The sequence below is a fragment of the Burkholderiales bacterium genome (genome assembly GCA_035543335.1).
Classification (GTDB): Bacteria; Pseudomonadota; Gammaproteobacteria; order Burkholderiales; family JAHFRG01; genus JAHFRG01.
Window position 1 is genome coordinate 64,349 of sequence record DASZZH010000038.1, and the last position, 11,877, is coordinate 76,225.

15 protein-coding genes are annotated in these 11,877 nt (G+C 58.3%); 3 read left to right on the plus strand and 12 right to left on the minus strand.

Translation table 11 applies throughout. The features are described from left to right. Window positions 1-20: 20 nt before the first annotated feature. The 12 genes from VHE58_10365 to pmbA form a co-directional block, all read right to left on the minus strand. Window positions 21-509, minus strand: coding sequence for a CinA family protein (locus VHE58_10365; GenBank protein HVS27674.1), 489 nt, complete (start codon window positions 507-509; stop codon window positions 21-23). Next, the gene (locus VHE58_10370) at window positions 509-1,006 is read right to left on the minus strand and encodes a phosphatidylglycerophosphatase A (protein ID HVS27675.1); all 498 of its coding nucleotides are present in this window, start codon (window positions 1,004-1,006) and stop codon (window positions 509-511) included. The genes VHE58_10365 and VHE58_10370 overlap by 1 nt, the downstream gene beginning before the upstream one ends. Further along, window positions 990-1,946, minus strand: a complete 957-nt coding sequence (gene thiL / locus VHE58_10375; protein HVS27676.1) for a thiamine-phosphate kinase — start codon at window positions 1,944-1,946, stop codon at window positions 990-992. Before thiL ends, VHE58_10370 begins: the two co-directional genes overlap by 17 nt. 24 nt (window positions 1,947-1,970) lie before the next feature. After that, window positions 1,971-2,450, minus strand: a complete 480-nt coding sequence (gene nusB, locus VHE58_10380) for a transcription antitermination factor NusB (GenBank protein ID HVS27677.1) — start codon at window positions 2,448-2,450, stop codon at window positions 1,971-1,973. Continuing rightward, window positions 2,447-2,905, minus strand: coding sequence for a 6,7-dimethyl-8-ribityllumazine synthase (ribH, locus tag VHE58_10385; protein HVS27678.1), 459 nt, complete (start codon window positions 2,903-2,905; stop codon window positions 2,447-2,449). The genes nusB and ribH overlap by 4 nt, the downstream gene beginning before the upstream one ends. Before the next feature lie 14 nt (window positions 2,906-2,919). Next, on the minus strand, window positions 2,920-4,023 hold the full coding sequence (ribBA, locus tag VHE58_10390; protein HVS27679.1) for a bifunctional 3,4-dihydroxy-2-butanone-4-phosphate synthase/GTP cyclohydrolase II: 1,104 nt from the start codon (window positions 4,021-4,023) through the stop codon (window positions 2,920-2,922). After that, window positions 4,020-4,610, minus strand: coding sequence for a riboflavin synthase (locus VHE58_10395; protein HVS27680.1), 591 nt, complete (start codon window positions 4,608-4,610; stop codon window positions 4,020-4,022). The genes ribBA and VHE58_10395 overlap by 4 nt, the downstream gene beginning before the upstream one ends. After that, a complete protein-coding gene (locus VHE58_10400; GenBank protein ID HVS27681.1) occupies window positions 4,610-5,359 on the minus strand; it encodes a class I SAM-dependent methyltransferase in 750 nt (249 codons plus the stop codon). Before VHE58_10400 ends, VHE58_10395 begins: the two co-directional genes overlap by 1 nt. 5 nt (window positions 5,360-5,364) lie before the next feature. Continuing rightward, on the minus strand, window positions 5,365-6,450 hold the full coding sequence (gene ribD, locus VHE58_10405; protein ID HVS27682.1) for a bifunctional diaminohydroxyphosphoribosylaminopyrimidine deaminase/5-amino-6-(5-phosphoribosylamino)uracil reductase RibD: 1,086 nt from the start codon (window positions 6,448-6,450) through the stop codon (window positions 5,365-5,367). Window positions 6,451-6,462: 12 nt separating this feature from the next. Continuing rightward, the gene (gene nrdR, locus VHE58_10410; protein HVS27683.1) at window positions 6,463-6,948 is read right to left on the minus strand and encodes a transcriptional regulator NrdR; all 486 of its coding nucleotides are present in this window, start codon (window positions 6,946-6,948) and stop codon (window positions 6,463-6,465) included. An 84-nt stretch (window positions 6,949-7,032) separates the two neighbouring features. Continuing rightward, on the minus strand, window positions 7,033-8,289 hold the full coding sequence (gene glyA / locus VHE58_10415) for a serine hydroxymethyltransferase (protein ID HVS27684.1): 1,257 nt from the start codon (window positions 8,287-8,289) through the stop codon (window positions 7,033-7,035). 133 nt (window positions 8,290-8,422) lie between these two features. Further along, window positions 8,423-9,763: a metalloprotease PmbA gene (pmbA, locus tag VHE58_10420; protein ID HVS27685.1), complete on the minus strand. Its 1,341-nt coding sequence runs from the start codon at window positions 9,761-9,763 to the stop codon at window positions 8,423-8,425. Between the two features lie 73 nt (window positions 9,764-9,836). On the opposite strand from pmbA, the gene yjgA reads away from it, so the two are divergent. The 3 genes from yjgA to VHE58_10435 all read left to right on the plus strand — a co-directional run bounded on the left by yjgA (window position 9,837) and on the right by VHE58_10435 (window position 11,869). Continuing rightward, complete coding sequence (yjgA, locus tag VHE58_10425) at window positions 9,837-10,322, plus strand: ribosome biogenesis factor YjgA (protein HVS27686.1); 486 nt, start codon at window positions 9,837-9,839, stop codon at window positions 10,320-10,322. Between the two features lie 24 nt (window positions 10,323-10,346). Beyond that, complete coding sequence (mog, locus tag VHE58_10430; GenBank protein ID HVS27687.1) at window positions 10,347-10,898, plus strand: molybdopterin adenylyltransferase; 552 nt, start codon at window positions 10,347-10,349, stop codon at window positions 10,896-10,898. A 128-nt stretch (window positions 10,899-11,026) separates the two neighbouring features. Beyond that, the gene (locus VHE58_10435; protein ID HVS27688.1) at window positions 11,027-11,869 is read left to right on the plus strand and encodes a putative selenate ABC transporter substrate-binding protein; all 843 of its coding nucleotides are present in this window, start codon (window positions 11,027-11,029) and stop codon (window positions 11,867-11,869) included. The last annotated feature ends 8 nt before the right edge of the window (window positions 11,870-11,877 follow it).

The following is an 11,877-nucleotide window of genomic DNA, read 5'->3' on the forward strand; positions in this document are numbered from 1 at the left end:
GAAAACGGACTACATAACGATTATTCAAGCATCTCCAGCACGCCTTGCAGTGCGCGCATGACTGATTTGCGGCGTACAGTCTGGCGATTGCCCTTGAAATGGCGGGTTTCACTCACCATTTTGCCGTTTTTCCCGGCCCAGGCGAAACACACCGTACCCACCGGCTTTGCCCCGGTGCCGCCGGAAGGTCCCGCCGTGCCGCTTACCGCCAGCGCCAGCTGGGCGTGGCTCATCTTGAGCGCGCCCTGCGCCATCTCGCGCGCCGTTTGTTCCGAGACCGCACCATATTTTTCCAGCGTTGGTCTTTTCACGCCCAGCATCTCGCGCTTGGAAATATAGGTATAGGTAATAAAGCCGCGCTCAAACCAATCAGAGCTTCCCGGCGCCCGCGTCGCCGCCTCGCCCACCCCGCCGCCGGTGCAGGATTCCGCCGTCACCAGCATGAGTTTGCGGGTTTTCAGGGCCTTGCCCACGCGGGCGGCGAGTTTATAGAGAATATCGTTTGCCATCAGCTGACCAGGGTTTTCCAGAATGCGAGACACAGCAGCGTGTAACACGCCGCAATCAGGTCATCCAGCATTACGCCGAAGCCGCCGTGCACGGATTGGTCGAAATGGCCAATAGGCGGCGGCTTCAACACATCAAAAATGCGGAACAGGAGAAACGCGAAAGCCTGCCACAGCAGCGTATCGGGTGTGAAATAAAGCACCAGCAGAAACGCCACGATTTCGTCCCAGACAATGCCGCCATGGTCGTGAACGCCGAGATCTTCCCCCGTCTTGCCGCAAATCCACAAGCCCAGGATAAACAGGCCGGCGACCAGCGCCAGGAATTCCAGCGGCATCAGACGCGGGTTCAAGAACCAGAACAATGGAAACGCGACCAGCGTTCCCGCCGTGCCGGGCGCGCCGCGCATCAGCCCGGCCCCAAAGCCGAACGCCAGAAAATGCACCGGATGGGTCAACACAAAACGCCAGTTGGGAGTCGCTTCAGCCAAAATGGTCATATCCCTTGATGTCAATTTTCATGCGTTTGCCGTTCTCATCCAGCAACAACAAACCCTTGCTTCGCGTAATTTTGCCGATGCGGGTTAACCGCAGCCGCAGTTGGCGCGAAAGCCCCAATACTTCCCCGCGGCGGCGCGCCGGCACGGTAAAACAAAGCTCGTAATCGTCTCCGCCTGCAAGCAGCGCCTGCCGGGCCGCTTTCTGCTCTGCGTGTTTTTCCATCACGCCGGACTTGGGAAGAAGATTGAATTCAACTGCCGCACCTACGCCCGAACGCTCGAGGATATGCCCTAAATCGGCAAGCAAGCCGTCGGAAATATCGATCGCGGCATGCGCAAGCCCCCGCAATTTTTTCCCCAGGTTCACACGCGGTCGAGGCGTATGCAGCGCGGGCAGGCAGATTTGCAATTCCTTCGGCTCAAGTCGCAGGCGCTTTTGCAAATGCGCCAGGGCCAGAGCGGCATCACCCAAAAAACCGGAAACCCAGATATCGTCGTCCGGTTTCGCTGCATCGCGCCTGAGCGCCTTGCCTTGCAGTACTTCCCCCACGATTTGCACGCAAATGTTGAGTGGACCGCGCGTGGTATCCCCGCCAATCCAATCCACCTTATGTTTTCTGGCCAAATCCATAAAGCCTTTGACAAAGCGTTTGAGCCACTTTGGGTCGGCCCTGGGCAGCGCCAGCGACAGCGTCACCCAGCGCGGCGCGGCGCCCATCGCCGCCATGTCGGAGAGGTTGACCGCCAGCGCCTTGTGCCCGAGCATGTAGGCATTGTCGTCAGGGAAAAAATGCCGGCCTGAAACCAGCATGTCGGTGGACACCGCCAGCTCCATGCCCCTAGCGGGTTTTATTAGCGCCGCATCATCGCCCACTCCCAGCAGCGCGTGGCGCGCCGGATGGGTGAAATAGCGTTTGATGAGCTCGAATTCGGAAGGCATTGTGATCGCCCGTACCTCGCAAAGCTATGCTTTTACCTTGATTTCTGTCCTGCGCACTTCGGCGGCAAGCTTGTCGAGGACGCCGTTCACATATTTGTACCCATCGGTGCCGCCAAAGGATTTTGCCAGTTCCACCGCTTCGTTGATGACCACTTTATAGGGCACTTCCGGCCGATGCACGAGTTCGTAAGCAGCCAATAGCAAAATGCCGTGCTCGATGGGGCTGAGTTCTTTGATCGGCCGGTCGAGATGAGGCTTGAGCATCTTCTCCAGCTCGCGCGCGGCGGAAATCACGCCGCGCAAAAGTTCGGCAAAGTAAGCCGAATCGAGCTTGTCAAAACCCTTTGCTTCACGCAGCTGCTGCTCCAAAACGTCCGCGCTATCGCCCCCCAACTGCCATTGGTAGAGCGCCTGCAACGCAAACTCGCGCGAACGCCGGCGGCGGCTTTTGGTTGCGGTCTTGCGCGGCGTGCTTTCGCCGGCGCCGGCTTCGCCGTCTTTCATTTTTCATCCAGACGGCGCAGCAGGTTGGCCATTTCAATCGCCACTTCCGCAGCATCGGCGCCCTTCCGCTGTATTCGGGCCTGCGCCTGTTTTTCGTTATCGGTGGTGAGGATGCCGTTCGCCACCGGGACGCCGGCATCGAGCTGCACCGACGCCACACCATTGGCCGACTGGTCGGCCACGATTTCGAAATGATAGGTTTCGCCGCGGATCACCGCGCCCAGCGCAATCAGCGCGTCGAATTTTCCGGTATTCGCCATTTTTTGCAGCGCCAGCGGAATTTCCAGCGCCCCGGGAACACTGACCAGCGTAATGTCGTTTTCACTCACACCATGTTTGAGCAACGCAGTCGTGCAGGCCGCAAGCAGTTTATCGCTGATTTCAGCGTTGAAGCGGCTCATAACAATGCCGATTCGCAGATTTTTGCCGTTTAAGTCTTTTTCTATCTTCTTCATCGCCAAAATCACTTTCAGTTTTTATCAGGCAATTCGTAGCCGGAAACCTCAAGACCGAAGCCCGCCATGCTCGGCATCTTGCGCGGCGCGGCTAGCAACCGCATTTTGGTGACCTTGAGATCCTTGAGAATCTGCATGCCGATGCCGTAGTTGCGCAAATCGGTTTTCGCCGGTTTTTTGTCCGCGGCATGCGGCTTTGCCCGCACCAGCAGTTCTTCGGCCGATTCGGGTCGGTGCAGCAGCACCATTACGCCGCACGGGCTGCCGGCGATTTTTCTCAGCGCATCATGAATGCTCCACGAATGTCCGCCCGCGCTGATATCAAGCAAATCCATGACCGAGAGCGGCTCGTGCACCCGCACCAAGGTTTCCCGACCGGGAGCGATCTCGCCTTTTAACAGCACGAGATGGGTTGCGTTCGCCGTCTTGTCGCGATAGGCAATCAGCTTGAATTTGCCGTGCGGCGTATTCATCATGCGTTCCAATACGCGCGTCACCAGCGATTCGGTGCGGCTGCGGTAATGAATCAAATCGGCGATGGTGCCGATTTTCAATTGATGCTGTCTGGCGAATTCGAGCAAATCGGCAAGCCGCGCCATATCGCCGTTGTCTTTCAGAACTTCGCAGATCACCGCCGCCGGCTCCAAACCGGCAAGCTGCGCCAGATCGCAGCCCGCCTCGGTATGGCCCGCGCGCGCCAATACCCCGCCTTGCTGCGCCATTAGGGGGAAAACATGTCCCGGCTGGGCGATGTCTTCAGGGTTGGCATCTTTTTTCACCGCCACTTGAATGGTGCGCGCCCGGTCGGCGGCGGAAATGCCGGTAGTCACGCCTTCGCGCGCTTCGATAGAGGCGGTAAAGTTGGTGCCGAGCGACGAACGGTTTTGCACGACCATCAAGGGCAGATTAAGTTGACGGCAGCGCTCCTCGGTCAATGTCAGGCAAATCAGGCCGCGGCCGTGCTTGGCCATGAAGTTGATGGCCTCGGGTGTGGCAAATTCGGCGGCCAGCAAAAGATCGCCTTCGTTCTCGCGGTCCTCTTCGTCGACGAGAATCACCATCCGGCCGGCACGCACATCGGCGATGATGTCCTGAATGGAAGAAATGCCTGCACTCATTTGCGTTTTGTCATCAGAAGCTGTTCAGCGTAACGCGCCAGCATGTCCGCTTCCAGGTTCACTTTGGCGCCGCGCTTCAAATATCTCAGGTTGGTCGAGGCTAGTGTGTGCGGAATCAGGTTGACTGAGAATTCGCCGCCCTCGACCTTGTTTACCGTCAGGCTCACGCCATTTACCGCAATCGAACCTTTGCGGGAGATGTATTTGGCGAGCCCGCGCGGTGCCTTGACGGCCAGCAAATAACACTCGCCCGTCCGTTCAAACTTTGCAACCTTGCCCACGCCGTCCACATGGCCGCTCACCAGGTGACCGTTGACGCGGTCGGATAGCCGCAGCGCTTTTTCCAGATTGACCTTGCCACGTTGCGCGAAACCCGCGGTGCAATTCAAAGTCTCCCGCGACACATCGGCGTTGAATGAATTGACAGAGCAGGCAATAACCGTCAGGCATATGCCATCCACCGCGATGCTATCACCTACCTTGATATCGCTTAAATCCAGGGTGGTGCCAATGGTGAGGCGCAGGCCTTTACCGCCTGGCTTTACCTCACTGATTTCACCCGTTGCTTCGATGATGCCGGCAAACATTATGTGATCTTTCCTGCGCGCAAATGCAACGGCCATTGTATGCGCCGTTTGGCTTGCGGGGAACCCCACACCGACTCCAGTCTTCCGACAATGTGCCGGCGCGGGTCATGGCCCTCGGCCTTGATGTAGCGCTGCGTCGCCGACCAGGTACCGAGATAGCCCAGAAGCTCATGCATATCCCACTCCACTTCCATCACGAAGAGAGGCGCATTGATTTCGGCAAAGGGAAATTCGAGATGCCGGTAGCCGGTTTCGATGTGTGCGCGCTCCGGCGGCCAATGGGGCCCGACGAGGTCACGGTAGAAATGCAGAACGATGTTATCAATGTCGGGCGCGGCGCGGAACAGGTTGTAGCACCACACCGCAATCACGCCCTCCGGCTTCAGCACGCGTTTGACTTCGGCATAGAATTTCGGCAAATCCAGCCAGTGCAGCGCCTGCGCTACGCTGATTAAATCCACGCTTTGTGGCTCGAACTTCGTCGCTTCGGCGGGTTCCACACGGTAAGTCACTTTGGGATGCGGCATGGCGTTTTTGATTTGCGCGGAGCTGGCGTCGCTGCCCACAACCCGCTCGAAATAAGGCGCCAAATCCAGCGCCCCCTGCCCGTTGCCGGTCGCCGCATCCCAGGCAAGTTCTCGAGAGGATACAAGCGAAGCGAGACAAGCGAACAGCCCGGAAGGATAATGCGGCCGGAACTGCGCATATTTGGCGGCATGGCCGGAGAAATGATCCTTGAACCCGCCCATGGGTTTCAAGCCGGACGCGCCAGCACGCGCATGTCCTCGCCCACCTTGCGCAGATCAAGGATCTTAAGTTCGCACCGGCCGGCGAGGTCGCCGAGTTCGGAAAGATGAAACATGCCGCGCGCATTATCGCCAATCAGATGCGGCGCGAGATAAATCAACAACTCATCTACCAGCCCCGCTTGCAACAGCGAGCCATTGAGCTTGAAGCCGCCCTCCACCAGCACTTCATTTACTTCCAGCTTCGCCAGATGTGCCATCATTTGAGAAAGCTCGACCTTGCCCTCGCTATTGGGCAGGGCAATCAGCTGCACGTCTTTTTCGCGCAGCCGGGCCGCTCTTTGCTCGTCACTGACTGCACAATAAATCACAACTCTGCCGCCTTGCAGAACTCTGGCCGAAGGAGAAATCTCCAGCCGGCTGTCCACCACGACGCGAACGGGCTGCCGCGGGGTGCTCACATGCCGCACATTCAATTGCGGGTCATCGTCTTTCACCGTGCCGATGCCGGTCAACACCGCGCAGGAACGCGCGCGCCAGTGATGCGCGTCGCGCCGCGCGGCTTCGCCGGTAATCCATCGGCTTTTGCCGTTGTTGAGCGCGGTCTTGCCGTCCAGGCTTGCGGCGATTTTCATGCGCACCCAGGGGCGGCCGCGGGTCATGCGCGAAACATAGCCAATGTTGAGTTCGCTCGCTTCGTTTTCCAGCAAACCGCTCTCAACCTGGATGCCGGCGGTTTTAAGCTTGGTGGTACCGGCGCCATTGACCAGGGGATTGGGATCCTGCATCGCCGCCACCACTCTTGCCACAGCGGCTTTAATCAAAGCTTCGGTGCATGGCCCCGTGCGCCCCTGGTGGTTGCACGGTTCGAGGGTCACATAGGCGGTTGCGCCGCGCGCTTCCTCTCCCGCGCGATTGAGCGCAAGGATTTCAGCATGCGGATCGCCGATTTTTTCATGCCAACCCTCGCCGATAATTTTGCCTGCGCGCACCATCACGCAACCTACGCGTGGGTTGGGACTGGTGCTGTACAAACCTTTTTCAGCGAGGCGCAGCGCCTGCGCCATGAACTCATGATCTGCGGGAGAAAACATAGAAAAAACTATTTAATCCGCCTTGCGGCGGCGTGAGCGGCTTTTGGCGGGTTGTTGCACTTCTTCAATTACGTCGCGAAAATCCTCGACATCCTGGAAGCTACGATACACCGACGCGAAGCGGATGTAGGCGACCTTGTCCATTTTATAGAGTTCCTTCATCACCAATTCGCCTATCAGCCGTGACGGCACTTCGCGCTCGCCCAGGCTCAACAGCTTTTGCGTCACCCGGTCTATCGCTTCATCCACCCGCTCGGCCGAAACCGGCCGCTTGTGCAGCGCGCGCATGAAGCCGGTATGCAGCCGGTTGCGGTCGAATTCGGTACGCGTGCCGTTGTGCTTGATGATCTGCGGCAGGCGCAATTCCACGGTTTCGTACGTGGTAAACCGCTTCATGCACGAAACGCAGCGCCGGCGCCGGCGCACGCTGGTGCCTTCCTCGTTCACCCGCGAATCTACCACCTGGGTGTCTTGCGCATTGCAGAAAGGGCACTTCATGATTTGCAGTAAGGAGTAAGGCGTGAGGGGTGAGGGGTGTAAGTCAACATCTTTTTTTACTCCTTACTCCTAACTCCTCATCCCTTATTTCCCATAGACCGGGAATTTAGCGCACATCGTTTTTACTTCTCCCGCCACGCGTGCAATGACTTTCTGGTCGTTCGGCGCTTCAAGCACGTCGGCGATCAGGTTCGACAACTGCTCGGCTTCGATTTCCTGGAAGCCGCGCGTGGTCATCGCCGGCGTGCCGATGCGCACGCCGCTGGTGACGAAAGGCTTCTGCGGATCGTTGGGAATGGCGTTCTTGTTGACCGTGATATGCGCCCGCCCCAGCGCGCTTTCAGCGTCCTTGCCGGTGATTTTCTTGGCGCGCAGGTCCACCAGGAACAAATGGCAGTCGGTGCGTCCCGAGACAATGCGCACGCCGCGGTTTTGCAGCACCTTAGCCATCACCCGCGCGTTGTCTATCACCAGTTCCTGGTATTGCTTAAATTCCTTGCTCATCGCTTCCTTGAACGCGACCGCCTTGGCGGCAATCACGTGCATCAGCGGCCCGCCCTGAATGCCCGGGAAAATGGTGGAGTTAATCGCCTTGGCGTGTTCTTCCTTGCTGGTGAGGATGAACCCGCCGCGCGGTCCACGTAGTGTCTTGTGCGTCGTGCTGGTAACAAAATCCGCAATGCCCACCGGATTGGGATAATAGCCCGCCGCGACCAATCCGGCGTAATGCGCCATGTCCACGAACAAATAAGCGCCCACGGAATCGGCGATTTCACGGAAGCGCTTCCAGTCGATTACCGGCGCGTAGGCTGAGGCGCCGGCGATGATCATTTTCGGTTTGTGCTGTTTTGCCAGCCGTTGCACTTCGTCGTAGTCAATTTCCTCGGTTTTGGGATGCAAGCCATAAGTAACGGCGTTGAAGATTTTGCCGCTGAAGTTCACCGCCGCGCCGTGCGTGAGGTGCCCGCCGTGCGCCAGCGACATGCCGAGAATGGTGTCGCCCGGTTTCAATACCGAGAGGTAAACCGCCTGGTTGGCCTGGCTGCCGGAGTGCGGCTGCACGTTGGCGTATTCGGCATTGAACAGCGCTTTCACGCGGTCAATCGCCAGTTGTTCGGCGATGTCCACGAACTCGCAGCCGCCATAGTAGCGCTTGCCGGGATAGCCCTCGGCATACTTGTTGGTGAGCACCGAACCCTGCGCCTGTAATACGGCCGGGCTGGCATAATTTTCCGAGGCAATCAGCTCTATGTGATCTTCCTGGCGCTGGTTTTCGGCGCAAATCGCCTGCCACAATTCCGGGTCGATATTGGCCAGAGTATTTTGTATGGAAAAGGACATGGGTGGCTTTCTTAAACAGTCAGTTAAAAGTTTAATTTTAACATGGCAGACCGGGCTGCGTGCCCCCGGCCTTTTGTGGATAGATCCGGCGCCGAAAACCGCTAGTCGGTAGGAACCCGCGTTTGAGCCCGCCTTAATCCCCGGCGACGGTCATGTTATCAATCAGAATCGAGCCGCACTGCCGCGAGCCGCGCACCAGCCTATCCCTGCCCACTGCCGCAATGCCGCGGAACATGTCCTTAAGGTTTCCGGCAATGGTGATTTCCTGCACCGGGTACTGGATTTCTCCGTGTTCCACCCAGAAACCCGCAGCACCGTTGGAGAAATCGCCCGTCACCATGTTTACACCGTGCCCCAGCAATTCCGTGACCAACAAGCCCTTGCCCATTTTTTTGATGAGACCGTTTAAGTCCAGCTCACCGCTTTCGAGAATGAGATTATGGTTGCCGCCGGCGTTGCCGGTGGATTGCATGCCCAGCTTGCGCGCTGAATAGCTGCCGAGAAAATAACCGTGCAGGACGCCGTCTATTACCACGTCGCGCTCCCGTGTCGCCACTCCTTCGTCGTCAAACGCGCTGCTGGCAAGGCCCTTTTTTATATGCGGCAATTCCCTGATTTGCACGAAAGGTGCAAAGATTCGCTTGCCCACGCTGTCGAGCAGAAAAGACGATTTGCGGTACAGGCTGCCGCCGCTTGCCGCCGCGACGAAAAGGCCGAGCAGGCCCGCCGCAACCGGCGCCTCGAACAGCACCGGCGCCTGCACGGTTACGATTTTTCTCGCGCCGAGGCGCCGCACGCTGCGCGTTCCCGCTTTTCTTCCCACACTTTGCGCGTCTTCCAGATCGGTGGGCGCGCGCGCGACGGCAAACCAGTCGTCGCGCTGCATCGCTTCGTCCTTGCCGGCAATCACCGCGCAACCGATGCTGTGGCGCGAACTGGGAAACCCGCCCATGAAACCGAGGCTGTTGGCGTAGACAAACTGCGCTTGATGCACGGAAACGTTCGCGCCCTCGGAATTGGCTACCTGCTTGCCCACCGCAAACGCCGCCGCCTCGCACCCCCGTGCCAGCTCAATCGCCTGCTCCACCGAAAGTTGCCAGGGATGATAAAGATCGAGATCAGGTGTCTCGCGCGCCAGCAGTTTCTCATCGGCAAGACCGGAGCAGTCATCGCTGGCGGTGTGGCGCGCGATCGAAATCGCCGCATCCACGGTATCGCGCAGGGCTTGCGGCGAAAAATCCGAAGTGCCGGCATGGCCGCGCCGTTTGCCGAGATAAACGCTCACCGACACGCCTTTGTCGCGGTTGTGTTCTATGGTTTCGACTTCATTCTTGCGCACCGTGACGCTCAAGCCCTGGCCTTCCGATACATCAGTCTCGCAGGCACTTGCGCCGTCCTCTTTAGCGCGGAGCAAAACATCCTGTGCGATTTGCTTGAGGCGGTCCGGAGAATAGGAAAAGCGTTCGCTGGGCATTAGTTCCCTGGCTTTGGAAGGGTGCGGGGTTGCTTGTATGATATCAGCTTCAATTCCATGCTATAAGCAAGTCATGGACGAACCGGTAAGCAAAACCAGGCGCAAAAAGGAAATGCATGCCCTGCAGGACCTGGGCGAGCAACTGGTGGCCTTGAATGCCGGGCAGCTTGAACAACTGGAGTTGCCGGAAAGCCTTCACGACGCGGTGATCACAGCGGGCAAAATCAACAAATTCGAGGCCCGCCGCCGCCAGATGCAGTATATTGGCAGGCTCATGCGCGAAGTGGATGCCGCGCCGATCCGCGAACAACTGGAAAAATGGCGCGGCAACTCGCGGAGCCACCGCGCGCGCTTGCACTTGGTGGAGCAATGGCGCGAACGGCTGCTCGCCGATGAAGCCGCGCTCGCGGAATTGTTGCAAACCTATCCGCAGGCCGACAGCCAGCGGCTGCGTGCGCTGATTCGCAACACGCAACAGGAAGCATCTGTCGGCAAGCCGCCGCGAAACTTCCACTTGTTGTTTTACGCCTTGCAGGAACTGATTCCCGATCTGCGCTAAGGCTATCCGCTATACTTACATGTCATGAATGATGAGCTTCTAATTGGCCTGGTCTCCATCAGCGACCGCGCCGCGCAGGGCGTGTATCAGGATCAGGGCATTCCCGCGCTGCGGGAATGGTTTGCCGCGGCGCTGACCAATCCCTGGAAAATAGTGTCGCGCCTCATCCCCGACGAGCAAGCGCAAATCGAGGCAACGCTGAAAGAACTGGTGGATCAAGCCGGCTGTCATCTGGTGCTCACCACCGGCGGCACCGGGCCGGCGCCGCGCGATGTCACGCCCGAAGCCACGCTGGCGGTGGCGGACAAGGTGATACCGGGATTCGGCGAAGCGATGCGCGCAGTGAGCTTGAAATACGTGCCCACTGCCATTCTGTCGCGTCAGGTCTGCGTCATCCGCAAACAAGCGCTGATACTCAATCTTCCCGGCCAGCCGAAAGCCATCAAGGAAACGCTGGATGGAATTTTCGCCGCCGTTCCGTATTGTATCGATCTCATCGGCGGGCCGTATATCGAAACCCACGAGGCCGTAATCAAGGTGTTCCGTCCGAAATCGGCGATTCGTCCCAAGCCCTAATTGCGCAGAGTTTTCTGCTGTTGCCTGCGATTATAACCGATGCTAGGATGACTTTTCCGCAACTCAAAACCGTGAGGACCATTATGTCTTTCAAGACCTATACCCATTTTAAGAAAGGGCCTTAGAGTATGAAAGCCAAACTGGTTGCCTTTTGTTTGTTTCTCTTTTCCACCTCTCTTTGCGCCGATAATGTGCTGCGTGTTTCGGCGATCCCCGATGAAGCTCCAACCGAACTTGTGCGCAAGTTCGCGCCGCTGGGCCAATATCTGGAAAAAGAAGTCGGCATGAAGGTCGAGTGGACGCCGGTCACCGATTACGCTGCCGTGGTGGAAGCGTTGGCGGCGAAAAAAATCGACCTGGCCTGGCTCGGTGGCTTCACTTTCGTGCAGGCCCGGTTGCGCACCGGCAACGCGATTCCCATCGCGCAGCGCGCCGAGGATGAGAAATTCACCAGCAAATTCATTACCAGCGCAAACAGCGGCATCAACAAGCTGGAAGACCTGAAAGGCAAGACCTTCACCTTCGGCTCGGTCTCCTCGACTTCCGGCAGCCTCATGCCGCGCTATTTCCTGCTCCAGCACGGCATCAATCCCGAGCGCGATTTCAAGCGCGTCGCCTATTCCGGCGCGCATGATGCGACAGTGGCCTGGGTCGCTGCAGGCAAGGCCGAGGCCGGCGTGCTCAACGCTTCGGTGTGGGAAAAACTGGTCGAGTCGGGCAAAGTCGACACCAAGCAAGTGAAGGTGTTCTGGACCACGCCGCCCTACTACGACTATAACTGGACGGTGCGCGGCGATCTCGACTCCAAGCTCGTGCAGAAACTCACCGAGGCGTTCCTAAAGCTTGACCCAAACAACCCGGCGCACAAGGAAATCATGGGGCTGCAGCGCGCCTCGCGCTTCATTCCGACCCGGCCCGAAAACTACAAAAACATCGAGAAAGCCGCGCGCTCTGCGGGCTTTTTGAAATAATCGAGGAC